Origin of the sequence: Anaerostipes rhamnosivorans, assembly GCF_005280655.1 — a bacterium.
Taxonomy (GTDB): Bacteria; Bacillota; Clostridia; order Lachnospirales; family Lachnospiraceae; genus Anaerostipes; species Anaerostipes rhamnosivorans.
In genome coordinates, this window is sequence record NZ_CP040058.1 from 2,823,018 (window position 1) to 2,848,642 (window position 25,625).

The window sequence follows — 25,625 nt, forward strand, 5'->3', positions numbered from 1 at the left end:
TTACATTTTAATTACATAAGGAGGATAAATAAGTTATGAAGAAACGAACGATTGCGGCATTTTCAATGCTTTTCGCTTTCACATCCATATTTTCAGGCCTGCCTCAGTCGAACATCTCAGCGGCTTCCCTAAAGATAAGATACAAGGGCAAAACCAGATATTATACCGGAAAGCAACTGAATTTTACTTATGCAAAAAAGGGAATCTCAACAAAAACTCCGGGTATACAAATGAACAGTATTAACATGATCCCTTACTATGACATTCTTGTGAAGCACGGACCGAAGGTAAAACGCAGTTATAACAAAAAGACAGGAAAACTGGTATTAAAATATAAGAGCAAAACCCTTACCTTCTATAAAAATAAAAAGACCTGTTATGTAAACGGCAAGAAAAAAACTTTATCTGTGGCACCTGTTTCCGTCAAATATTATACGACAAAGAAATATAACATTCTGCTGCCGGCTAATTTTACGATCAAGAATCTAGGCTTAGATTACTCCTATATTTCTTCAGCAAAAAGGATCCACATCAACCAGCCTGGTTACAGCTATTTATACACATCAAATACTACGACCAATTATAATAAGAAGACTTCCGATTATATCAAAGCCCAGACTGTGAAATCTTACGGCGGAAAAAAAATTAACTATAACAGTTACGTTCCAACAAGCACCGACCCGACACATGGATATCAGTATCTCCGCCTAAATACATACCGCACAGTCAACAGTTCAAAATATAACAGCCTTCTCAACAGCAAGGTCAGTTCAAAAAGTGTGTTAAAAAATAAAGGATCCGCTTTAAACAGTGCCGCAAAATCCTATAAGATCGATCCCGTATACTTTTTATGTCAGACAATTTTAGAGACAGGCTATGGAAAAAGTACTCTCTCCCAGGGAAAAGCTATTACAAAAGTCATTACTGGAGATTCTGTAGTGCGGGATAAGAAAGGAAACGTGACAGGTTTTCAAAAGGTAAAAGGAAAATATAAAACAAAAAAAATATCTTCAAAAAAAGTTTACAACCTATACGGTATTAAAGCATATGACTCAGATCCACAGCTCTGCGGCTTTAGTTATGCTTATTATCAGGGATGGACAAGCGTTGATAAAGCGATAAAAGGCGCTGCAAAATACGTCAGCCAGGAGTATATAAATAATAGTACATACAAACAGAACACTCTGTATAAATTCCGCTATAATCCAAACACCTCCTACATCTGGCATCAGTATGCCACTGATCCAGGGTATGCTCAGAAGATCGGAAAACTGATGTACAGCCAGTTCAGAAGTGCCTATGCAACAGGAAATACACTGACCTTTGACCGTCCGAAGTTCAAATAAATTTGGTACGGTGATTAGAAAAATTTATTTATACTATAAAGACAGCCGGAAGCATTGCGATGCTCCCGGCTGTTTCTTTTAACTTTTCTTTTTCTTTATCCCCGCTGTTACTCCGGTCAAAGCCGTACCAAATATCAGGATCAGATATAAAAGTTGTTTTTCATCTCCTGTTTTAGCTGCACGGACTCTCCGCACCCGTTTACTGTATTCCCATTCAGGCACAGACTTCTTGTTGCTTTCCTTCTTAATTTCCGTTGGCGTTGGGACGGAACTTGTAGCTGTGGCTGTGACCGTGGTTTCTTTTTTCCACCGGGCCTTTAAAGCTACATCTTCGTGAACCGGGGTGTTAAAATCCCATTTTACCTCTTTTCCGTTCTCATCAGTATAATACCAGCCCTCAAATACATACCCCTCTTTTTTAGGATCCTGTGGCGGCACTGCACATTCCCCGCCCTTCACTGTCTGCGTCTCAGGGGTAGCATCTCCTCCATCTGAATCAAAAGAAACACTATGGTTTCCTGTGAGTGTTACCTTGACTGATGCTTGATTCCCGTCAGGCAGTGAAAATGTCAGATCAAAGACTCCTGTTTTTCCTTGTGTCTTTGCCTGATTGATGACGCCAAACTGGTTTGCATCAACTAAAATCCTTGTATTATCTGCATTTTTATCTTTTCCTTTGGCCTGACAGAGTTCGATGATCTGTTCTTCTGTAAATGGGTCCCCTTTGGTGGGCTGTGTTATATGGTTCGCTCCGATCACTGAAAATCCTCCGTCTCCTCCTGCTTTCTCTGCATCTGTACCCTCATCCCTCAAAAATACCGTGATCGTGACTACAGTATTTTCCGGTGTACGAAAAGTCAAAGGGAAATCTCCAATCTGCCCCGCCGTCTTTGCCGCATTGATCGCAGCGATCTGTTCCTCGTCCGTAAAACCGATGTCCTCTGACGGAATGTCCGCTCCGTCTTTGTCCACCGCCTTTACCATGGATAATTGTTTCAGCTGATCCTTCGTAAAGCCATCCCCGCCTGTTTTGCTGATGATATTTTTTCCCTTTATCAGTTCCTTTGTGTCCGGATCTTCTGTGATAGCGTCAAATTCTCCAACCAGTGTGACCGTCACTGTCACCTGATTTCCCTTCTCGTCTGAGTACGTCAGTTCAAACTCTCCTGCTTTTCCCTGCGTTTTATGTTCATTGATCTTCTTAAACTGCTCCTGATCCACCGTAAAGTTATCCAGTGAAATATTATTGCCGTCTTTATCTTTGCCTTTTACCTCTCCCAGATTCTTAAGATCCTCCTCTGTAAACGGGCTGCCTCCTGTTTCCTTTGTAAAATCGTTGGCTCCGATCTGTTCCTTCCCATTTTCTTTTTCAAATTCAGCCGCATCCTCCCCATCATTTCTTAGGAATACTGTTACTGTGGCAGTGGTACCGTTAGGAGTCGTATAGGTCAGTGGAAAATCTCCAATCTCTCCTTTTATCTTCGCAGCATTGATGGCTTTCAATTCTTCCGGGTCTGCCAGCGTTAACTGTTCTGGCGGAAAGTTTGTCCCGTCCTGCTGCTTTCCTGTTACTTTTGTAAGATGGTGCAGTAAATCTTCTGTAAACGGATCTCCACCGCTTTTACTGATCACATGGTTGGCTCCGATCTGTTCTTTTGTATCATCCTCGATTCCATTCACATCCCGGAATGGGCCAAAATAGACCTTAGTGCAAAACTTTCCTACCTGGATATTAACTTTGTCGTGGAACGGAGTCCCTGCCATAAAGGTGAAATTGTCCAGGCTTGTTCCATCCTGGATATAACCCTGATATCCTGGGTCTGGCTCTGCCGTTACATTAGTAACACATGTTGCACCTCCATACGCTCCAATCCCCGGCATGTTAGTAGCTGCGTCCCCTATGGCAATGACAACCGTATCTCCACCGCTGATCTGTACATTTTTCAGCTTATAGTTAGAATTATATCCATTGCTTGCCCCAATCCCTGGTGCATATTGACCTCCTCGCGCCTCAACCCTGCCTCCGGTGATATACAGTCCATCTAAATCACTGCCATATCCTCCTCCGATTCCCGGTCCATAGGCGGTTCCAGTTGCTTTTATATTTCCTCCTGAAATATAAATGTTTTTTGTACATGCTGAGGAAACCTGATGTTGAGCACCACACGCCGATCCAATTCCTGCCACGTGGGTACCTCCTCTGACTTGAATGTTTCCTCCTCTTATCTTAAAATTACAAAATCCTGACTCCCCTGCATTCTGGACATTACTCATCGTGCTTCCGATAGCTCCTGCATGATCCGTATTTCCGTTGGCAATCAGCGTTCCACAGCTGTCATCGCATTGATGTCCTTCCTGGTCTGCATACTCACACTGCAGCGTAAGAAATCCATCCATTCCGTCTTTTGCCAGAGCAGCTCCTCCATTATATCCTGTACTTTGTCCATAATTGCACTCCCATTTATTGATACCCTTCAACGTAATCGTCACCTCAGCGTGGGAGACAATCACACAGCTCCGTGTCGTACTGTTACTTTGAATCTCGACACTGTCAAATGTCAGGTCCGTCTTGACCCCTTTTGCCACCATCACATTATATTTGTTCGTCTTGCCCGTGATATAATATCCATTTGGGTTCAGCTCTGTCTCAGCCTCCAAAAGGCCCCCTCCGGAAGCTCCAGTCTGATTGATCCTGATATTTCCCAAACTGACATCCAACATAGTCTGTCCTTCTCTTTTTAATACTTTAGCTGTCTTCTTTTTCCTTTTCTTTTCTTGCGGAGCAGATATTTCTGTTTTTTCTACCCCCCCCCCCAATTTCTTCCTTTTTCAGTTTCTGCGGCTCTATCTGTGCCTCATTCTCCAAGTCTGTTTGCTCTATCGATTCTACTTTTCCAGTCACTTTTTCTTCCTGACCGGTATCGGACTCTGCAAAAATCATTGTCTGCCCGGTACACATCACAAATGCCAGCAAAAAAACGAACCATTTTCTTTTCATAATCCTGTCTCCCTTTCTGTTTCTTTCGTCAATTTCTTTCCAGGTACTGCACCGCTTTGAAAAAGTTAGACAGAAAAACAAAAAAGAATCCCGCAAGCGGGATTTTATGTCTGCGGCGGGTCACTTTGGCGACATAATTCCTTACCGCTGTAGTGCGATCCTCGCGGAGCGTTTTTTATTTCATAGGACGCTTTCCTATGAAATAAAAAAACCTAAAAAGCTTTTAATGCTTCTCAGGCTTTCTTCCGGAAATCAAATATTTCTTCTGTTCCGTCTTTGGATTTCAGGTGAAAAGCAAAGTCCTTTACATAAATAGAAAAATAAAAGACTTGCTTTTTCGGGTCATATTTACTTGGCTTTAGCTTTTTTCCCCCTGCCGTTTCCGCAAAGGTACTTTGATAGTCCACATCCCCTGACACATATATTGCGATCTGCTCTTTGCTTTTGCTGACTTTCATATCCCGAACATTCACAGGCACATACACCTGCTTTTTCTTTTCTTCCTTTTTCGGAATCCTGATCCCTGATAATTCTTTCGTTTCCCACTGCGGAGCTTCCAAGGACATTTTACGGAAAGACTGTTCCGGCAGTTCTTCCCCGCCAAAAAGAAGGACTCCTGCCGTACCGGCCCCGATGGCAACCGTTGCTCCGATGGCAAGCTTTTTCAGGGCAAGGATTCCCTGCTTTGCACCTTTTTTTGAAGAATAAGCCAACGATTCACGGAGAATCGGATACAGCGTAAACAATCCAAAACTTCTGATGTTCAGCACTTCACGATCTTCCGCGGGAAGCATTTCAATCTGTTTTTTTAAATTCTTCCTGGCGTTAAACAGTAGATTTTTGACCGCATTTTCTTTACAGCCCAGTGCCTCCCCGATCTCCTTCATTTTCATCTGCTGGAAAGAGTACAGCAAAAGAGCCGCCCTCTGCTTTTCTGGAAGTCTCTGGATACACTTATGCAGCAGTTCCGTCTTTTCGTTCTCCAATACCACATCCTGGGGAGTTTCGCTGTCATCAGTAAGGCTCTTGATAAACTCTACATTTTCGTCACCGATAAAGGCCTCTTCATGTTCTTTAATGGATTTCACGCAGCAGTGATATGTAATCTGCCTCTGCCATGCACAGAAAGCCATGCTGTCCTTTAAAGACGGCAGAGACCGGTAGACCTCCAGATAGATTTCCTGAAGAAGGTCATCGACCTTGTTCCGGTTCTTACAAAAATTGTATACAAAAAACCGAGTCGGTTCGATCGTCGCCTCGTACAAATAGGCAAAAGCCTGCCCGTCTCCCTGTTTTGCCTGTTCCACATAGGGAACCAGTTCCTCATATCTTTTCTCTCTCATCCTTCTCCCTTTATTTGCTGCACCATGTTTTGAAACAAAGTATATAGGAGAAAATCAAAAAAATCAACCGGAGGAAATTTCTTTCCACCGGTTCATCCTTCCTGGGACCTATAAAATTCAATCTTCGATATAAGCTTTCAGACGTTTTGTTTCTTTCTTCATTTTCAGCTTTCTTAAAGCCTTTCCCTCGATCTGGCGGATGCGCTCTCTTGTCACATGATATTCTTTTCCCACTTCCTCCAGGGTCCAGATACGGTCTCCCACAAAACCAAATCTGAGCCTTAAAATGGTCTGCTCCCGTTCTGTGAGTTCTGATAAGATCTGGTCAATCTGCTCTGACAGTATCTCATGTTTTGCTGACTCAAACTGTTCCGGCATACTCTCATCTGCCACAAAATTGATCAGCATCGTATCCTCTTCCTCGCCCACAGGGGTATCCAGCGATACCGTATCACTGTACAGTCTCATGATCTCTTCCATCTGGTCTCTGGTCAGTCCCATAGCCTTAGAAAGCTCGTCAGTATTGGGTTCCCGCCCATTTTCCGCCAGGAACTTCCGGGCAGCACTGTTTACCTTTCCCATCTTTTCTTTCATATGGACCGGGATGCGGATCGTTCTTGCCTGGTCTGCGATGGCGCGCGTAATGGACTGGCGGATCCACCACATAGCATAAGTGCTGAATTTGAATCCTCTCCGGTAATCAAACTTGTCCACTGCTTTCATAAGACCGATATTTCCCTCCTGGATTAGATCCAGTAGAGCCATATTGCTGCCAGCCACATACCGTTTGGCCACGCTGACCACCAGCCGCAGATTCGAGTTGATCATTTTGTCTTTCGCAGTCTGGCTGCCCGCCTCGATCTCCTTTGCCAGCTTCTCCTCCTGCTCCCTGGACAGTAGAGGAATGGAACCTATCCTGCGCAGATAAGTCTTTACAGAATCCTCCAGAATATCTTGATCTGTCTCTACAGATTCTTCCGTATGCTGCCTGTCATCATCTTTTGCTGTGAAATCCGAGAACTCTATGCTTTGGTCCTTCAGCCGGCTAATAATATAATCAAACTCCTGTTCACTCAGGTTTTTGTCAAATACCTTATCAACCTCATTCAAATCAATGACATTATGATTCTGTCTGGCTGTCCTTATCAGTTCTGTAATCTGCTCTTCAATCTCCACAGCTGTCTGCCTCCTTTCTATTCATGATCGGCAACAAGATAATCCGAAAGAACAAGGCCGGAATAAATTCCGGCCTCTCTCACTGTTTTTCCGCATATTTTCTTTTATTTTACCACATTCTCTTAGTTTTCATAAGGCTTTTGGCGAAAAAGCTTTATTTTATTACAATTCATCAATAATCTTCCATCCCTTATTGTACAAATTGTACAACAGATTGTTTACTCATCCAATGCATCCCGGAGGCTTTTGGTGAATTCATATACCTTTTCGGGGCTGTCTTCCCCATATTGGCTGATGATCTTTACGATGGCGCTGCCCACAATGACGCCGTCGCAGTACTGGCTCATCTTTTTCGCCTGTTTTGGTCCTGAGATCCCGAATCCCACCGCACATGGAATCTTAGCATTTTGTTTAATCACATCAAAGAATGCGTCAAAGTCTGTGGTAAATTCGTTCCTTGTACCAGTGACCCCGATAGATGAGACACAGTATAAGAACCCTTCCGCATCTTTGGCGATGGCTTCGATCCGGTCGTGGGATGCCGGGGTCACCAGGCTGATATTGTCTACCCCGTGCGCTGCTGCCGTTCCCTGGATTTCTTCTTTTTCTTCATACGGCATATCCGGCACAATGACACCGTCAATGCCGCATTCATTGCATAGATCAAAAAACCGTTCCGTACCAAACCGGTAGATGGTATTCAGATACATCATCATCACAAACGGGGTGTCTGTCTCCTTCCGAAGCTCCTTTACCATCTCAAAAATTCCTGCCAGGGTGGTTCCCCCATTAAGGGAATGCTGGCTGGCTTCCTGGATGACAATGCCCTCTGCGATAGGATCGGAAAACGGGATTCCGATCTCAATGATGTCCGCGCCTGCATTTACCATGCTCATAATGTTTTTCTTAGTGGTCTCATATCCATAATCTCCGGATACAATATAGGTGATCAATGCCTTCTGGCCATTTTTTCCCCTCTTTTCAAACGCTTTTCTAATTCTCATCTAATTTCACTCCTCTATATCTGGCTACCTGGAATACATCCTTATCTCCCCGTCCTGACAGACAGATGACAACACTTTGATCCTTTTCCATTTTAGGAACAATCTCCATGGCCGCTGCCACTGCATGGGCAGATTCAATCGCAGGGATGATCCCTTCCATCTTTGTCAAATACTCAAATGCGCATACCGCCTGTTCATCTGTAATGCTCACATACTCAGCCCGGCCAATGTCATGCAGGTGGGCATGCTCCGGCCCGATTCCGGGATAGTCAAGCCCTGCGGAAATGGAGTAAACCTCGTCAATTTGACCTTCCTCATTTTGCAGAAACAGACTTTTCATTCCGTGGAAAATTCCTTTGCTTCCTCTGGCGATGGTAGCGGCGTGCTCTATCGTATGGACTCCTCTTCCCGCTGCCTCGGCGCCGACCAGGCGGACATCCTCATCCTTTACAAAGTCATAGAATGCCCCCATGGCATTGCTTCCTCCGCCAACACAGGCGATGACACAGTCCGGAAGCTTTCCTTCCTTTTCCCGCATCTGTTTTTTTGTCTCCTCGCTGATGATCTTCTGGAAATCCCTGACCATGGTCGGGTAAGGATGAGGCCCCATAACCGATCCGATACAATAAAAAGTTGTCTCAATATTCGTAGCCCAGTCTCTCATGGCTTCGTTGATGGCGTCCTTTAATGTCTGTGTCCCGCTCTTAACGGCAACCACCTTTGCTCCCAAAAGCTCCATGCGGTACGCGTTCAGGCTCTGGCGTTCCACGTCCTCCGCCCCCATGTAAACCACACATTCCATGTCAAACAGCGCCGCAACTGTTGCTGTTGCCACTCCGTGCTGTCCTGCCCCTGTCTCTGCGATGATCCGTTTCTTTCCCATACGTTTTGCCAGCAGGATCTGACCCAGGACATTGTTGATCTTATGGGCTCCGGTGTGGTTTAAATCCTCCCGTTTTAAAAAGACTTTGGCGCCTCCTAAATCCTTCGTCATATGCTTAGCCTCATACAGCATGGACGGCCTGTTTGCATAATCTCTGTAATACTTGTGGAGTTCCTCTAAAAAGTCAGGATCATTTTTATAGGTTTCATAAGCTTCATTTAACTCATTCACTGCATTCATCACGATCTCCGGCACATACTGCCCTCCGAAATCGCCGAATCTTCCGATTTTACTCATTGTTTCCTCCTCTTACAAACTGGATTACCCGTATCATTTTATCTCTGTCTTTGACTCCCCCGGTTTCAATCCCGCTGGAAATGTCAATTCCGTATGGCTCTGTATCCTCTAAAATCCCAGGAAGAATATCTATAGTCAGACCACCTGCTATAAAGTAAGGCTTATGGATGTCTGCCTGCCGGAGAACGTCAAAGTCCATGACCTTTCCGGTGCCCCCATAGGAATCTTCTGAAAAGCTGTCCAGCAGAAGCTTATCTGCCGGAAGCTCCATGGCTTTTTGGATGTCCTCTGCCGTCCTCACACGGACGGCTTTCCAGATCTCTTTTCCTGTCTGCCATTTCACTTTTTCGATGTACTCTCTGTCTTCGTCCCCGTGCAGCTGAATGATATCAATGCCCGACTGCCAGGCTTCAGAGATCAAATTCTCTGCTGCTTCATTTACAAAGACGCCCACCTTCTTAATGGAGGGGTCTAACTGCTTCCCCAGCTCCTGTGCTTTTTGGGCACTGACTTTTCTTTTGCTCTCGGCAAAAACAAAGCCGATATAGTCCGGAATACACTCATTTGCATAGATGATATCCTCCGGTCTTCGAAGCCCGCACATTTTGATTTTCATAGGCTTCCCCTTAATTCCTCAATCGTCTTTTTTATATTTCCTGAACGCATCAGGGTTTCCCCGATGAGCACCGCATCGGCCCCATATTCCTTCACGGTTTTTATATCTGATCCGTCCTTCATACCGCTCTCAGATACAAGAACCGCCTCATAGGGAACCTTTGTGGCCAGATTCTTTGTTGTGTTCAAGTCTACCTCAAAGGTCTTCAGATCCCGGTTGTTGATCCCGATGATATCGCATTTGCAGCGTGTGACCTTCTGTAGCTCTTCCTCATTGTGTACTTCGGTAAGACAATAAAGTCCAAGGGATTTTGCCAGCTGATAGAATTTAAGAATCTCCCCTTCCTCCAGGATGGCCGCAATCAGAAGGACCGCGTCGGCTCCCAAAACCTTTGCCTCGTAGATCTGATACTCATCAATGATAAAATCCTTCCTCAGGATTGGCAGGCTTACACTGGCCCTGATATCTGCCAGATATTTGGCCGCCCCTTTAAAATAATGTTCCTCCGTGAGACAGGAAATGGCATTGGCCCCGGCTTTTTCGTAGGCTTTCGCCTGATCTGTGGGATGAAAATCCTCTGAGATGATTCCCTTGGACGGTGATGCCTTTTTTACCTCCGAAATGATGGAGATCCCGTCAGCCTGAAGCGCCGACTTAAAATCCAGTGGAATTCTTTTGGAATTCAGAGCCATCTCCCTGATCTCCTCCAAAGGGAATTTTTCTTTTTCTCTCTGAAGCTGTTCTTTTCTTTTTTCTACGATCTCATCTAATATCATTGGTTCTCTCTCCTAATAGCGGTTGGTAAATTCAATAAACTGGTTGAGTTTTTCCAGGGCTTTTCCGGAATCGATGGACTTCCTTGCTATTTCAATTCCTTCCTGCATATCCTTTGCAGCCCCTATAGTATAGAGTGCGCTGCCTGCATTCATAAGGACAATATCCCGCTTTGGCCCCTGTTCTTTCCCAGTAAGGATCTCCCGGGTGATCACTGCGTTTTCATCTGATGTTCCGCCCTTGATGGAATCCTTTGGTGCCATAGCCATGCCGAATTCTTCCGGACTGATCTTATATGAGATCAACTTTCCATCCCGGATCTCGCAGATGCTGGTAGTATCAGAGATGGAGATCTCATCCAGACAGTCATCCCCATATACAATCATCGCCTGCTTAACGCCCAGATTCTGCATAACTTCCGCCATCGGTCTTAAAAGATCCTCCTCGTAAACCCCAAGTACGATATAATTTGTCATGGCCGGGTTTGCCAGCGGCCCTAAAATATTAAATACCGACCGGACCCCCAGCTGGGCTCTCACTGGACCGGCATATTTCATAGATCCGTGATGTGTCTGCGCAAACAGGAACGCTACTCCGATCTCCTCCAGGCATTTCTGGTTTTGCTCCGGTGAAAGTCCAATCTTAGCCCCCAATGCCTCCAGCACATCCGCTGCCCCGCTTTTAGAAGACACACTGCGGTTGCCGTGCTTTGCCACTTTCTGCCCTGCCCCTGCGATCACAAATGCAGACGTTGTGGAGATGTTGAAACTGCTTGCCAGATCCCCGCCGGTTCCCACGATATCAATGGCCTCCGTCTCGCCTTTTACAACTGCCGCTTTTGCCCGCATGACTTTTGCAAATCCAGTGATTTCGTCCACCGTCTCGTGGTTCATCCTAAGCCCTGTGACAAAGCTTGCGATCTGTGCCTGGGTCGCTCCTCCGGACATGATACAGTCCATGGCCTCATACGCTTCGTCCGCTGTCAGATGTTTCCCCTCTACGATCTTTTCCAGGTATGGTTTCATGACGATCTTCTTAGCTGCCTCCATCTCTTCCTCCTTCTTTTCTGTCTTGATTTCGATTCCAGCAAGCTTTAAAAAGTTTTCAAAAATGGTCTTCCCGGACTCGGTCAAAATGGATTCTGGATGGAACTGTATGCCGTAAACATCATAGTCTTTATGCTTTACTGCCATGACCTGCCCTTCATCGTCGGTGCCCACAATTAAGAGTTCATCCGGCATTCCCTCCCTGTCTACGATCAGGGAATGGTATCTGGCCACTGGAAGCGTTTCTGGAAGTCCATGAAAGAGAGACACACTACTGTCAACTGTTATTTTACTCTGTTTTCCGTGCATCAGCTGCTGTGCATGAACCGTCTTTGCCCCAAACACTTCCCCTATGGCCTGATGCCCAAGGCAGATGCCGAGGATTGGAATCCTGCCTGCAAAGTAACGGACAGCCTCCTTGGAAATTCCCGCCGTATCCGGATATCCCGGCCCCGGAGAGATAACCAATGCCTCTATATCTTTCTTTTTCATCTCTTCCACTGTGATCTCGTCGTTTCTTACGACTTCAATATTTTCGTATAATTCACCGATTCCCTGATAGACGTTATAAGTAAAAGAATCGTAGTTATCTATTAATAAAATCATAATTTGGCCGCCTCCTTAATCGCATTGATGACTGCAAGAGCCTTGTTTTCAGTCTCTTTATATTCCTTTTCCGGTTCAGAATCCGCGACGATACCGGCCCCGGCCTGCACGTATCCTTTTCCGTCTTTGAATAAAACCGTGCGGATGGCGATACAGGTATCGATGTTGCCGTCAAATGCCAGATACCCGACGGTTCCTCCGTAAAGCCCCCGCTTTTTATTTTCCAGCTCATCAATGATCTCCATGGCTCTGACCTTCGGTGCCCCGGATAATGTTCCCGCAGGCAGTATGCTCATGAGGGCATCCAGAGCTGTCTTATCTTCTCTAAGCTCCCCCTGCACATCGCTTACCAGATGGGTTACTTTTGAATATTTCTCTACCGACATAAAGTTATCCACACGGACCGTGCCAAACCGGCACACTTTTCCCACATCGTTTCTTCCAAGATCCACAAGCATGGTATGTTCTGCCTGTTCCTTCGGATCGTGCATAAGCTGTCTGACGAATATGTCATCTTCCTTCTTTGTAGTTCCTCTCGGCACTGTGCCCGCGATAGGTTTTGTTGTCACGATTCCGTTTGTGACGCTCACCAGCATCTCCGGAGAGGCCCCTGCGATCTGGTAGTCTACAAAATCAAAGAAGTATAAATACGGGGAAGGATTTGTTGTCCTTAAACACCGGTATACGTCAAATGGATCAGCCTCACTCTCAACCTCAAACCTCTGTGACAGGACTACCTGGAAGATGTCTCCGTCTTTAATGTATTCCTTAGCCTTCTCCACATTTGACATATACTCTTCCTTGGTTAGATTTGATAGGACCCTGGTCTCACTTTTTGCTGTATGTTCTTTTCTGACCATGCGGAAGTTGTCGATCTGTTCGATCATCTGTTTTGCCTTCGGCTCCAGACTTGCATATTTTGTTTCCAGATCATCGTCTTCATGGACATTTTGAATGACGATCACCCGGTTTGTAAGATGGTCAAAAGCAACGATCTCATCGTACATGCACAAATGGCATTCCGGCATATGCAAATCATCCTCCGGTACATTGGTCAGCTTCTTTTCCACAAACCGGATGGTGTCATAGCCAAAATATCCGATAAACCCGCCTGTAAGCTTTGGTTTATCTACCAGCACCGGTGACTGGTATGCATTAACCATGTCTATTAAATAGGCAATGTGGTTTTCCACCGTCTGCTTCTTTCCGTCAAGCTCTATCTCTGTGCCATTGATCTTAATCTCTTTCTTGGGATTTACTCCGATAAAAGAATATCTCCCCCACTGGTCTCTGTTCTCCACACTCTCCAGCATAAAAGATGGAGTCCCTGATTTTCTCAGCGCCATAAACACCTGGATCGGCGTCACATGGTCACCCAAAACCTCATAAAATACCGGCACTGTCGGATAAATTGTCAATAAATTCTTTACCTGTTCTAATGTTGGACTTAACATATAATCCTCCTATCTTCTTCGCTGTTCACTTCGCTCCAGGGGCAAATAATTTCCTTACGCATTTTGTTTACATAGAGAAGTTAAGAGAACTCTCCTATGAAAACAAAAAAAGGCCTATCATCCCTCTACAAGGGACGATAGACCGTGGTGCCACCCAAATTCAAGAGTCCTTCCGAAATCATAGACTCTCCTCTTAGAGTACTCCGCTTATGCTTTTATACTCCGTTCCCATAACGCGGGATCACGGCGGCAGATACTGACAAAATGTGTTCTCTGCGCTCCTCACAAACCCATTCACATGACACGTGTATGCTGCCTTACACCGACCGGCCGCTCTCTGTAATACCGTTTGTCAAGCTACTTACTTTTGCTCAAAGGATTTCGTAATTTTTTATCATTATATTCCAGGAAACCAAATTCTGTCAAGTATTTTTTATTAAATTTAAGGATGGAAACCACTCTCACTTCAATGATTGGAAGTATTTGAAATAGATATAGATTCGGTTGGAATGAGATTCGTACGCCTGATTCTGCGTAGGTCTTAGTAGTTTATATTTGAAAAGAGATGAATGATATATTCGTACAAGATTGTGTGAGAATGATTCCTCATCCTTGATTTACATTATAATACAATTTTCTTTTAGTTTCAACCATTATTTTACTTTTTTTACATTCTTATCAGTGATCGGGAAATAAATTTCAGTTTGCAAGCCCCTATCCACTTTTTTGAAACCAGGCACCCCAGATATACTGATACGTTTGTATGAGAGTATCTACCGTTCCTTTCGTTGATAAAATGATTATAATCTGGAACAGTGAAGCAGGCTTGATATTTTTTGCTGTCTCAAAAGAAAAAAGCCCCGAAATCTCTTTCAGGGCTTTGATCAGTCTATAAGTTATGAAAGCTTTTCAGCGATGGCTTTGATAAAGTTCTGGCTGTTGACCACATTGACATTTTCCAATGTAGTGATCAGTGCAAGATCCTTTGTCATTGTACCTTCCTCGATGGTATCGATGGTGGCTTTTTCAAGCTTGTCAGCAAACCTGGCCAAAGCTTCATTGGAATCCATCTCACCGCGTTTTCTCAGCGCTCCCGTCCAGGCGAAAATAGTCGCCACGGAGTTGGTAGAGGTCTCTTCCCCTTTCAGGTGCTTATAGTAATGGCGCTGTACGGTCCCGTGTGCTGCCTCATACTCATAGTATCCGTCCGGGGATACTAAGACAGAGGTCATCATAGCCAGTGATCCAAATGCGGATGACACCATGTCACTCATTACGTCTCCATCATAGTTTTTGCAGGCCCAGATATAGCCTCCCTCTGATTTCATGACACGTGCGACTGCATCATCGATCAATGTATAGAAATACTCGATCCCGGCTGCCTCAAACTGGTCTTTGTACTCTGCGTCGTAGATTTCCTGGAAAATATCCTTAAATGTATGATCATATTTCTTGGAAATTGTGTCCTTCGTGGCAAACCATAAATCCTGTTTTGTATCCAATGCATATGTAAAACAGCTCTTTGCAAAACTGCGGATGGACTTTTCTGTGTTGTGCATTCCCTGAAGGATTCCGGCACCGTCAAACTCATGAATCAGCTCTTTGATCTGTGTTCCGTCTTCTGCTGTATAGACCAATTCTGCTTTTCCAGCACCCGGTACTTTGATCTCCACACCTTTGTACACATCCCCGTAAGCATGTCTTGCGATGGTGATCGGTTTTTTCCATGTGCGGACAGTCGGTTCAATCCCTTTTACTGTGATCGGAGTTCTGAACACAGTTCCGTCTAAGATGGCACGGATGGTCCCGTTTGGGCTTTTCCACATTTCTTTGAGGTCATACTCATCCATTCTTGCAGCATTTGGTGTAATCGTAGCACATTTAACAGCTACTCCGTACTTTTTGGTAGCTTCCGCCGCATCAAAGGTCACCTGGTCATTGGTGGCGTTCCTGTGTTCCAGTCCAAGATCATAATATTCCGTCTTCAAGTCGATATACGGGATCAAAAGCTCATCCTTGATCATCTTCCAGAGGATCCTGGTCATTTCATCCCCATCCATCTCAACCAACGGTGTCGTCATCTCAATTTTGCTCATACTGGTTCTCCTTTTCTTGCATTCTCCGTAAATTGTTACTATTATAGCGAAAAAAGAAAACCCTGTCAAAGAGTAAAGTGCCACGCCAATGTCTCCGGCCTGCTTAAAACACGATCCTCCGACATTGGCGCAGCACTTTCATAATTCATACTTTGGAGAGTTTTTCTTCATTGTTGGAAGGAGGCCTTTCCAGAGCCGACTGGAGACAATGAAGAAAAACTCAAACTTCGTGTTCTGTGTGCAGCAGCTGATGTGCCCTATGGGACAACGGCTGCTCAAAGAACTCCTTATAAAGACTCTGTATATCCGGATTGTCATGGGAGAACCGGACCTCGGTATTCTGGTCCAGGAAATAGAGACTGGACCCTCTCTCCTCTGCCAGTTCAAAACCGTCATGGATCGGCTGTCCCCCGCCTCCGGCGCAGCCTCCCGGACAGGCCATGACCTCCACAAATTCATATTTCACTTCTTTATTTCGGATTGCTTCCATGAGCTTTCTAGTATTTCCCAGGCCGCTGACAACTGCGATATGTATCACAGTTCCCGCAACATCAAACTCTGCTTCCGTCCATCCCTCCCGTTTTACGCCGCGTATTTCGCGGAAAGCATCCGCATCCGGATTTTCTCCGGTCACAAGGTAATAGGCAGATCTCAGTGCAGCTTCCATAACACCGCCGGTAGCTCCAAAGATTACACCGGCTCCTGTTCCCACTTCAAACGGAGAATCAAATTCACCCGGCTCCAGATATCTTGGGTTCAGATGTTCCGCCCTAAGCATCCTGTCCAGCTCTCTGGTCGTAAGCACACAGTCAATATCGTGGCCCGCGTATTCTTCATAGAACAGTTCCATTTCCCTCTCTGCTTTTTTAGCCAGACAAGGCATGATAGAAAGTGTGAAGATCCGCTCCGGATCCACTTGGAGTTTCTTCGCAAAATAAGACTTCATCACGGCACCGAACATCTGCTGTGGAGATTTTGCGGTGGAAAGCCTGCCGACCATGTCCGGGTACTGGGTCTTTATGAATCTCACCCATCCAGGGCAGCAGGAAGTAAACATTGGATACTCATTTAAATCCCCGTCCTGCAGACGTTTTACAAACTCACTTCCTTCTTCCATGATCGTCAGGTCAGCAGAAAATGTTGTATCAAATACATAGTCGATTCCCATCCGCCTGAAGGCTGTCACGATCTTTTCTACCGGGGCTTCTTCTCTGGACAGACCCAGCTGTTCCGCCCAAGCAGCCCGGACAGCCGGCGCGATCTGGGCAACCACGATCTTGTCTTCATCTTCCAGCGCTTGGAACAGCATGGATGTGTCATCCCGCTCTCTCAATGCCCCCACCGGACAGTGGGTGATACATTGCCCGCATAAAGAACAATCCGCCACGCGGATATCCCGGTTTCTGGATACATCCACATTGGTCCTCGCTCCGGTCCCGGATACATCCCAGACATTTAGTCCCTGAACCTTATCACAGATCTGTACGCAGCGCATACATTTAATGCACTTGTTGGCATCCCTGATCAGAGGAAATGTTTTATCCCATTCTTTATGCACCAGTTCCTGTTTAAACGGATTTTCCAAAATATTAAGATCATTTGCTATGGTCTGCAGACTGCAGTTCATACTTCTGCTGCAGTTAACGCACTGTCCGTCATGCTGTGACAGCAGCATAGACACCGTCTTTCTGCGGTTTAACCTTACCTTGGGGCTGTTCGTATAGATGACCATGCCCTCTTCCACTACATTGTTGCAGGAGGTGATCAATTTGTCCTTGCCCTCCATCTCTACCACACAGACACGGCAGGCGCTGATCTCGTTGATCCCCTTTAAATAACAGAGTCTTGGGATATCGATATGAACAGAAGCCGCCGCCTCCATGATCGTCGTGCCTTCCGGCACCGTTACTTCCATACGGTCAATTGTCAGTGTTACCATTTAATATCCCTCCCCCCTTTAAATACGCCGAATCCAAAGTGGTCACAGCGCAGGCACCGGCCGGATTCCTGATGGGCCTCTGCCTTGGACATACAATTTTCTACGCCTTCAAAGTCATTGACACGTTCTCCTGCCTCTCTCTCTGTCATGTTGACCCTTCCGCAAGGAGGGCGGTCATCCAGACGCGGCTCCGGAATCTCCACATCACAGGTGATCTCGTGGCGGAAGCCAAGATACTCGTCAATGTTCGCGGCGATCACCTTACCTGCGGCGATGGCAGAAATAACAGTGGACGGTCCTGTTGCACAATCCCCTCCGGCAAATACGCCTGGTATCTCGTCAAATCCGCCGTACTTTTCTGTCTTGATCTTTCCTCTCTGCACCGGAACTCCATTTTCTTCAAAATGTTCATACAGGATATCCTGGCCGATGGCTACCACCAGAGTTTCACACGGAATAAATACATCCTCCTCCCCGGTTGGACGCACACTGGCTCTTCCGTTCTGTATCTTGCTGATCATCTGCGGAGTGACCCAGATGCCTTTGATCTTTCCGTCTTCCCCGGTCTCAATCCTGGACGGTGCCATTAAAGTCTTCACTTCCACGCCCTCAGCTATGGCACCCTCGATCTCTTCAGCCAGAGCGGTCATATCGGCAACTCTCCTCCGGTAAACAATGCTTACCTTCTTTGCTCCCAGACGGACAGCTGTGCGGACGGCATCCATTGAGACATTGCCTCCGCCGATTACCGCAACCTCCTGTCCGTTAAGGCACTCACACCTGCCGTGTCCTACATCCCGTAGGAACTGTACCGCTGAGATCACACCCTCAGCATCTTCTCCCTCAAGCCCCAGCTTTTTGTCTGTACTGGCACCGATGGAGATCAGCACTGCATCATGCTGCTCCCTCAACTGGCTGACAGAACAGTTTTTTCCGATCACTGTCCCGTACTGCACCTTGACTCCCGTTGCAAGGATCGCCTCGATGTCTTCATCCAGACGTTCCTTTGGAAGGCGGTAGTTTGGAATACCATATCGGAGCATACCGCCCAGTTTCGGCAGCATTTCAAAAATTGTGACATCATGGCCCATCAGCCGTAAATAATAAGCGGCACTTAAGCCTCCCGGTCCGCCTCCTACGATGGCAACCTTTTTGCCCGTTGGCTCACCACACGGAGGAGGCGGGACCTTGCCCGCAAAGTCAGCGGCAACCCGTTTCAGTCCGCGGATATTTACAGAATCATCGATCATATTCCTACGGCATTTGGCTTCACACGGATGCTCACATATAAATCCGCATGTAGTAGGCAGAGGATTGTCTTTGCGTATCAGGCGCACAGCGTCTGCATACCTCTCCTCCCTGACCAAAGCTATGTATCCCGGTATATCAACCCGTGCTGGACATAGGGATACGCAAGGCACTGGTAGCTTCAGGGACATGAGACATCGATTGTACATGATGTGTTCCAGATAATCATCCCTGAAACCGATCACTCCCTTATAGACCATATTGGCTGCCTCGTAACCGATGGCACAGTCCGCAGAATCCATGATTGACTGCGCTGTATCCCGGATCAGTCCCAGGGTCTCTATGGTGGCCCTCCCGTCCAATACATCGTTGATCAGATTCTTTAACTGTCCGAGCCCAATCCTGCACGGCACACATTTTCCGCATGTCTGTGCATGGCACAGTTCCAAAAATGCCCTGGACATATCGACCGGACAGATACCCGGAGGACTGGATTCCATCCTTCTCTCCAGATCCTTATAAAGCCCTTCCATCACAATCTGCGCCCGGTCCGGCGTCACAATTTCTAAGCGACTCATTCCATCACCCTTTCTTTTTGATATTGTATCTAATTATATACAATAACTCCTGTACAAACAATAGATTTTGTCTAAAAACACCGTTAATATAATAACGAAAAACCGCATAAAACCGCGGTTCTTATGCCTTTATTGTTCTACTTTTTACCCTGTTTCCGCTGCTAAATGCGGTGTTTACGCGCAAAATAAATTTAGGCTTTACAAAATAAGTTGTATATATTTTTAACAATCTTTTTTTTGCACTTTTTTTCATTTGCTCTATAATAGAGATAAGAAAGAAAAAATGGAGGTAATTTATGTTTCATCTGATTGATTTAGATACGTGGGAACGCAGGGAACATTTTCAATATTACACTGAGATGATCAAGTGCGGCTACAGCCTGACAGCTGAGTTGGATGTGACTGATTTTCTGAAACTGATCCGGCAAAAAAGTCTTAAATTTTATCCAAGCTTTGTCTACTGTGTTTCATCGGCCGTCAACAGCTTAAACGAATTTAAGATGGGACTTTCAAAAGAAGGGCTGCCCGGTATCTGGGACACTGTGCACCCTTCCTACACTGTCTTCCATAATGATGACCATACTTTTTCTGATCTGTGGACGTATTACTCGGATGATTTTCTATCCTTCTACCATGCTATGACGGATGATATGAAAACGTATAGGGATCATAAAGGCATAAAAGGCAAACCCGGACAGCCTCAGAACTTTTTCTGTATCTCGTGTGTCCCCTGGCTTTCTTATACCGGACTCAGCACCATGTCCGCAGATGCCAGTCCCAATCTATTTCCTATCATCACATACGGTAAATACCAGGGAACTGCCGGCCGTTACAAAATGCCGCTGACCATCACGATCTCCCATGCGGCGGCGGACGGCTACCATACCAGTCTCCTTATAAATCAAATCCAGGAATTCATAACAAAAGATTTTACAATCTAAAACAGGGAAACGGTTTCTTACCGTCTCCCTGTTTCTTTCTTCTTATGTTGTCTAATAAGCTACCACTACGCCGCCGTCACATGCGTACAGGCTGCTGACTCCCTTGGTATCTACTATGACGATATCCTTCACGTTTACCTTCTCTTCCAACATATTCTTGAGATAAACAGCTCTTTCGTAGCAATTGCAGTGAGCGATGGCAAGGACCCTCTCCGTAAGATCCTGTCCTTCTTTTACGATGCATTCTGTCATCTTTGCCAACGCCTTTTTGGTCCCTCTGGCCTGTGCCAGTTTCTGGATGACACCTTCCTTTGTCCCTTCCATCACTGGTTTGATGTTCAGGGCTGTGGCAAGCACTGCGTTGACTTTGGACAGCCGCCCGTTTCTCTGCAGGACATCCAAGGTTTCTAATACAAAAAAGGTTCTCTGCCCCTTAATATAATCCTCCACATGTTCCACGACCTGCTCAAACGGCATACCTGTGGACGCATACTCATAGATCTTTCTGGCAATCAAAAGCTGTGTGCTTGAAGCTCCCCTGGAATTAAACACATAGATGTTCTTGTCTCCCAGTTCTTCCTTGTATAACTTCTTGCCAAGCTCCGCGCTGTTGTAAGATCCGCTCAGTTCTGCTGACAATGTCACAACATATATATCATCTGCCTTTTTATATGCTTCCATATAAGCTTCAGGCGCCGGACATGCAGATTTACAGGCGCCTTTGCTGTTCGCCACTTTGTCTAAAAAAGAACGCTGGTCAAAAGTATCATCGTCAACGATCTCCTCATCGCCGATCAGCAATGTCAACGGGATCCAGGTATAACATCCTTTCTCAAAATCTTCTTTTGTTAAATCCGTGCAGCTGTCACAGACAATATTAAAACTCATATGGCGTCTCCTTTTTAAAACTTTCCGATATAGTATTCATTACTACATATCATATATTTCTATAAATGAAAACCCTTTAATCCTCGCCCAGGTAATAAGCACAGATACATCCTGCCGCCAATGCGATCAGTCCCGTCACTCCCGAGAACAGATTAAAATGGTCAAAATTGGCCTCATAGAGTATGGCGATGGGGGATCCAAGGATCAGACCGCCGATACCGGCAAATGTGACTGCTTCAAAATGTTCAAAAAGATATTCAATGATCTTTGCGATGATCACGACTCCCGCTGCAATACCCAATGCCATCGGTGTCAGCAAGAGAATGCCGTGTGTCAAGCCGGATAGATTCAGCGTAGCCACATTTACCATAAACTGTGTGATCTCTTGAAGAATCGGCTGGTAAAATCCCAAAACTAACAGCACCATAGATCCGCTGACTCCAGGTACGACCATGGTGGCCGCGGCAATAATACCGATCAGGAACATCTTTCCCATCATGACCGGATCTGCAGTCAATATCACATCTGACGCTGTCTGGCTGCCCAAAAGCGGGAGCAGGACCACCAGTGCAAACATAAGGAGAAAAGCAATCCCATGTGAGAGTCCCTTTTTTTCACCTTCCATTCTCTTAAAAATCGCCGGCAGTCCCCCGATGATCAGTCCTATAAACAAAAAATTAGTCTGGATCGGATAATATTCAAACAGCCATTTGATCACAAAGGAAAGGCCCACAAGTCCGATGACAGCCCCAATTCCTACTGGCACAAGTATCTTAAGACTCTGCTTAAATTCCTTGCGTATATGTGTCAGTGCGTATATGATTTTGTCATAAATCCCCATAGAAACTGCCAGCGTTCCTCCGCTGACTCCCGGTATGATATTGGCTACCCCGATCAAAATCCCCCGGCATATCTCTTTCAATAATTTCATAGGTTCACTCCTCCTACTTCCCTTTTAAAAACATTTTCATTTCTTCGTCCCACGCTAATTCCAGGGTTTTATCCAGCACAAATGTTTTTCTTGAAACTCCGGTCGTACATTTTAGGCTTTCCCGGTCAAAATATATGTTTAAAAATAATCCTCCAATGTTTTCTGATCTCTCAGGTATATTATATTTAGAAAGGAAGCCTGCCATTCGTTTCGGATCGAGCATCAGCACAAATTGAAAAGACAGAGGTGTCTTTTTTCCTTTGATCAGTGCAAATATCTTTTGCTTTTCCATCTTCCACGGGATATAAGGATACTCTTTCAGTATTTCCCATTCATCCGTATCGTAAAAATCTTTCTGCATTTTTCCATCAAATTCGTAAGTGATCTCCATGGAAAGTTTCCCTTCATACAGCATAAAATCATCACACATCGCCCCGGTCAAAAGTCCTGCCATAAAGGTCTTTACTTGTTCTATCTCAATTGAAATCATATCGGCTCCTTAATTCCATACGTTAAAAACGAGCGGCCTTTGCCGCCCGTTTTATTGTAACTTGTATCATTTAAGAATTCAACTGTTTCCAATTAGTTATTCTGCGTGCTGCTAGAAGAACTGTCATCTGTTTTTTTCTCCAGCTTGACGCTTATGGTTTTCTTTTCATAGGTGCCCATCTGGTTCTGGCGTTTCACGACAACTTTTACTGTATCGCCGGCTTTTTTGCCCTCGATCTTGCTCTTTAATCCTTCCATTGTAGACACTGTGGATCCATCGAAGCTTACGATCACATCCCCTGCGCTGATACCTGCCTTCTGCGCCGGTGAATTTTGAACAACCTGGCGTACCAGTGCACCCTGAGGCATATCCATCTGTGCAGCCATATCGCTTGAGATGGTCTGCCCTGAGATTCCTAAATAGGCCTGCTCGGATTTGGATACGGTTTTCTGTTTGATCAACCTGTCAATGATTGGTTTTGCCGTATTGATCGGAATCGCATATCCCATTCCCTCTACATCCTCTGAGGAATATTTGACGGTGTTGATTCCTACAAGTTCTCCCTTACTGTTTAACAGAGCACCTCCGCTGTTTCCCGGATTGATGGCGGCATCTGTCTGAAGAAGAGTCATGGTTTTATCTGTGAGCTGTACTTCCCTGTTCAGGGCACTGATATATCCTCCGGTCACAGACTGTCCGTATCCGAGTGCATTTCCGATGGCGATGGCCTGCTCTCCTACTTTCAAATTATCAGAATCTCCCAATGTGATGACCTTGATCTTTTTCATTGTAGCAGACTTGATATCCTTTAGTTTGACCGCAACCACTGCCAAGTCTGCGTCGCTGTCAGTTCCCTTGATTGTTCCGGAAGCACTGGTACCGTCTGTAAATCCTACAGAAATAGACTGTGCGTCAGCGATGACATGGTTATTGGTGACAACTAAAAGGTATCCGTCCTTCTTTCCGACGATGATGCCGGAACCGGCTCCCTCACTTTCGTTATTCTGCTGCTGTCCGAAGAAATTTCCGGAGCTTGTGGTATATTTGCTTGTGATAGAGACGATGGAAGGCATAACGTTGGATGCTACGGTTGACAAATCTTCGTTTCCGGATGTGGTTCCTTTTGAAGATGTTTTTGTCGTATTGGTCGTTGCAAGCTGGGTTCCTCCGTTTCCTATGCCTGCTGCTGAAAATCCATACTGTACTCCTTGCATGGTTACCCCGGCAATCAGTCCGAAGGCCACCGCTGCCGCTGCGATCTTTGCGATCCTCTTTCCTGTCTTTTTTGCAGTTCCTTTATTTTGATTTTGATCTGGTTCTGTATATCCCGTATTATTAAAATTCATATCTTCGTACATAACCTATATCTCCTTTCGTATTTATCTTGCTTAAATAGTACAAAATAAATGTGTAAAAACTGTGTTTTAAATGTTATAAAACTAAGAAAAACATAAGAAATAATCCCATTGTGCCTTTGTCCTTTTTCACTTATAATAAGTTCATAAGTATGGTGCAATATATTGTATAGAGGAGAAAACAAATGATTAAGCAAAATCAAGCCTATTTAAACCGCCTGCATATCGTCATTGATGCAGTCTGTATTTATCTATCGGCTTTTTTATCACATAAGATCCGATTTGAATGGGGAAAAGAATCGTGGATTTCTAAACTATTTTTCTTTGTTGGAAAATATGAGTTAAGATTTTCTTATTACCAGAAGACGGTTTTTATTTCAATCATTATCCTTCTTTTATTATATGCCTTCTTCGGCCTTTATACTCCCAAGAGGTATCAGCGCGGAAGCCGTGAGATCATCAATCTGTTTAAAGCAAACCTGATTGGTCTCGGTATCGGATCCGTTGCCATTGTCCTGACCAGACTTCAAAACTTCCCCCGGAGCCTTCTGCTTTTGTTCTTTTCCATGAACTTTGTAGTCGGCGTCATCTCCCGTTATACTATAAGGAAAGTATTAAACAGCACAAGGGAAAACGGCCGGAATTTAAAACATGTGGTCCTGGTCGGCTTCAGCACATCTGCTGCCGCCTATATTGACCGTATCAAAGCCAATCCCCACTGGGGCCTTTATATCCACGGCATTTTTGACGATACCATCAGCGATAACTTTGAATACAGAGGTATAAAAAAGATCGGACTTTTAAATGAATTGGAAAATTATCTGGGACAGACCCCGTTGGACGAAGTCGCTATCACACTGAATCTGGACGAATACGAGAAGCTGGAAAAGTTGGTTGCCATCTGTGAGAAATCAGGTGTCCATACGAAGTTCGTGCCGGACTATTATAACTTTATTTCCACAAACCCATACACCGAGGATCTGGACGGGCTTCCGGTCATCAATATCCGGAATGTCCCTCTGACCAACATTGTAAACCGGGTTGTCAAGCGCACCATTGACATCATCGGATCTGCCTGCGCGCTGGTTATATTATCCCCTGTCATGCTGGTCATCGCGCTTTTGGTGAAACGCAGCTCTCCAGGCCCTGTATTATTTGCCCAGGAAAGAGTTGGTCTCGGAAACAAACCATTTAAGATGTACAAGTTCCGTTCCATGGGGGTCCAGGATCCAAAAAAGGAAGCAACCCAGTGGACAAAACCCAACGATCCAAGAGTCACTCCCTTCGGAAAATTTATACGCCACACAAGTCTGGACGAACTTCCACAGTTTTATAATGTACTCCGGGGAGATATGAGTCTTGTGGGGCCGCGTCCGGAACGTCCTCTGTTCGTAGAAAAGTTTAAAGAAGAGATTCCCCGCTATATGATCAAACATCAGGTGCGCCCAGGCATTACCGGATGGGCACAGGTCAACGGCTTCCGCGGTGATACATCCATCCGCGGCAGAATCGAACACGATCTGTATTATATTGAAAACTGGAAATTATCTCTGGATTTTAAAATACTGTTTCTGACAGTTTTCAAAGGATTTATTAATAAGAACGCTTACTAGGAG

At 45.3% G+C, this 25,625-nt stretch carries 20 protein-coding genes and 1 other annotated feature; of the genes, 3 read left to right on the top strand and 17 right to left on the bottom strand.

Annotation, left to right across the window (positions count from 1 at the left end; genetic code table 11):
• Nucleotides 1–35 precede the first annotated feature (35 nt).
• Nucleotides 36–1,346: an N-acetylglucosaminidase gene (locus AR1Y2_RS14025; RefSeq protein ID WP_137329531.1), complete on the top strand. Its 1,311-nt coding sequence runs from the start codon at nt 36–38 to the stop codon at nt 1,344–1,346.
• A 78-nt stretch (nt 1,347–1,424) separates the two neighbouring features.
• On the opposite strand, the gene AR1Y2_RS14030 is transcribed toward AR1Y2_RS14025, so the two are convergent.
• The 13 genes from AR1Y2_RS14030 to AR1Y2_RS14095 form a co-directional block, all read right to left on the bottom strand.
• Nucleotides 1,425–4,067, bottom strand: coding sequence for an InlB B-repeat-containing protein (locus AR1Y2_RS14030; protein WP_137329532.1), 2,643 nt, complete (start codon nt 4,065–4,067; stop codon nt 1,425–1,427).
• 25 nt (nt 4,068–4,092) lie between these two features.
• Nucleotides 4,093–4,344: a hypothetical protein gene (locus AR1Y2_RS14035; RefSeq protein ID WP_137329533.1), complete on the bottom strand. Its 252-nt coding sequence runs from the start codon at nt 4,342–4,344 to the stop codon at nt 4,093–4,095.
• A gap of 233 nt (nt 4,345–4,577) precedes the next feature.
• Nucleotides 4,578–5,687, bottom strand: a complete 1,110-nt coding sequence (locus AR1Y2_RS14040) for an RNA polymerase sigma factor (protein ID WP_137329534.1) — start codon at nt 5,685–5,687, stop codon at nt 4,578–4,580.
• 117 nt (nt 5,688–5,804) lie between these two features.
• Complete coding sequence (locus tag AR1Y2_RS14045) at nt 5,805–6,863, bottom strand: sigma-70 family RNA polymerase sigma factor (protein WP_137329535.1); 1,059 nt, start codon at nt 6,861–6,863, stop codon at nt 5,805–5,807.
• A 218-nt stretch (nt 6,864–7,081) separates the two neighbouring features.
• Entirely contained in the window at nt 7,082–7,867 is a 786-nt protein-coding gene (gene trpA / locus AR1Y2_RS14050) for a tryptophan synthase subunit alpha (protein WP_137329536.1), read from the bottom strand.
• On the bottom strand, nt 7,857–9,047 hold the full coding sequence (trpB, locus tag AR1Y2_RS14055; protein ID WP_137329537.1) for a tryptophan synthase subunit beta: 1,191 nt from the start codon (nt 9,045–9,047) through the stop codon (nt 7,857–7,859). The genes trpA and trpB overlap by 11 nt, the downstream gene beginning before the upstream one ends.
• Nucleotides 9,040–9,663: a phosphoribosylanthranilate isomerase gene (locus AR1Y2_RS14060; protein ID WP_137329538.1), complete on the bottom strand. Its 624-nt coding sequence runs from the start codon at nt 9,661–9,663 to the stop codon at nt 9,040–9,042. The genes trpB and AR1Y2_RS14060 overlap by 8 nt, the downstream gene beginning before the upstream one ends.
• Nucleotides 9,660–10,439 (bottom strand): indole-3-glycerol phosphate synthase TrpC, encoded by a 780-nt coding sequence (gene trpC, locus AR1Y2_RS14065; RefSeq protein ID WP_137329539.1) that lies wholly within the window; start codon nt 10,437–10,439, stop codon nt 9,660–9,662. Before trpC ends, AR1Y2_RS14060 begins: the two co-directional genes overlap by 4 nt.
• A gap of 12 nt (nt 10,440–10,451) precedes the next feature.
• Entirely contained in the window at nt 10,452–12,089 is a 1,638-nt protein-coding gene (locus AR1Y2_RS14070) for a bifunctional anthranilate synthase component II/anthranilate phosphoribosyltransferase (protein WP_137329540.1), read from the bottom strand.
• Nucleotides 12,086–13,543, bottom strand: coding sequence for an anthranilate synthase component I (gene trpE / locus AR1Y2_RS14075; RefSeq protein WP_137329541.1), 1,458 nt, complete (start codon nt 13,541–13,543; stop codon nt 12,086–12,088). The genes AR1Y2_RS14070 and trpE overlap by 4 nt, the downstream gene beginning before the upstream one ends.
• Before the next feature lie 127 nt (nt 13,544–13,670).
• Nucleotides 13,671–13,927, bottom strand: a binding site (T-box leader).
• Nucleotides 13,928–14,439: 512 nt separating this feature from the next.
• A complete protein-coding gene (locus AR1Y2_RS14085; RefSeq protein WP_137329542.1) occupies nt 14,440–15,639 on the bottom strand; it encodes an NADP-dependent isocitrate dehydrogenase in 1,200 nt (399 codons plus the stop codon).
• Nucleotides 15,640–15,859: 220 nt separating this feature from the next.
• Entirely contained in the window at nt 15,860–17,578 is a 1,719-nt protein-coding gene (locus AR1Y2_RS14090; RefSeq protein ID WP_137329543.1) for a [FeFe] hydrogenase, group A, read from the bottom strand.
• The gene (locus AR1Y2_RS14095) at nt 17,572–19,404 is read right to left on the bottom strand and encodes an NAD(P)-binding protein (protein WP_137329544.1); all 1,833 of its coding nucleotides are present in this window, start codon (nt 19,402–19,404) and stop codon (nt 17,572–17,574) included. Before AR1Y2_RS14095 ends, AR1Y2_RS14090 begins: the two co-directional genes overlap by 7 nt.
• Nucleotides 19,405–19,700: 296 nt before the next feature.
• Between AR1Y2_RS14095 and AR1Y2_RS14100 the strand changes: the two genes are divergently transcribed.
• Nucleotides 19,701–20,345 carry a chloramphenicol acetyltransferase gene (locus AR1Y2_RS14100; RefSeq protein ID WP_137329545.1) on the top strand — a complete coding sequence of 215 codons (645 nt, stop codon included), beginning with the start codon at nt 19,701–19,703 and terminating at the stop codon, nt 20,343–20,345.
• A gap of 51 nt (nt 20,346–20,396) precedes the next feature.
• Here the strand turns inward: AR1Y2_RS14100 and AR1Y2_RS14105 are convergent, their stop codons facing one another.
• The 4 genes from AR1Y2_RS14105 to AR1Y2_RS14120 all read right to left on the bottom strand — a co-directional run bounded on the left by AR1Y2_RS14105 (nt 20,397) and on the right by AR1Y2_RS14120 (nt 24,012).
• The gene (locus AR1Y2_RS14105) at nt 20,397–21,233 is read right to left on the bottom strand and encodes a DegV family protein (RefSeq protein WP_137329546.1); all 837 of its coding nucleotides are present in this window, start codon (nt 21,231–21,233) and stop codon (nt 20,397–20,399) included.
• Nucleotides 21,234–21,309: 76 nt separating this feature from the next.
• Complete coding sequence (locus AR1Y2_RS14110) at nt 21,310–22,164, bottom strand: DUF368 domain-containing protein (protein WP_137329547.1); 855 nt, start codon at nt 22,162–22,164, stop codon at nt 21,310–21,312.
• 13 nt (nt 22,165–22,177) lie between these two features.
• Complete coding sequence (locus AR1Y2_RS14115) at nt 22,178–22,654, bottom strand: DUF5721 family protein (protein ID WP_137329548.1); 477 nt, start codon at nt 22,652–22,654, stop codon at nt 22,178–22,180.
• A 92-nt stretch (nt 22,655–22,746) separates the two neighbouring features.
• A complete protein-coding gene (locus AR1Y2_RS14120) occupies nt 22,747–24,012 on the bottom strand; it encodes a S1C family serine protease (protein WP_137329549.1) in 1,266 nt (421 codons plus the stop codon).
• Nucleotides 24,013–24,194: 182 nt separating this feature from the next.
• Between AR1Y2_RS14120 and AR1Y2_RS14125 the strand changes: the two genes are divergently transcribed.
• Nucleotides 24,195–25,622 (top strand): undecaprenyl-phosphate glucose phosphotransferase, encoded by a 1,428-nt coding sequence (locus AR1Y2_RS14125; protein WP_137329550.1) that lies wholly within the window; start codon nt 24,195–24,197, stop codon nt 25,620–25,622.
• The last annotated feature ends 3 nt before the right edge of the window (nt 25,623–25,625 follow it).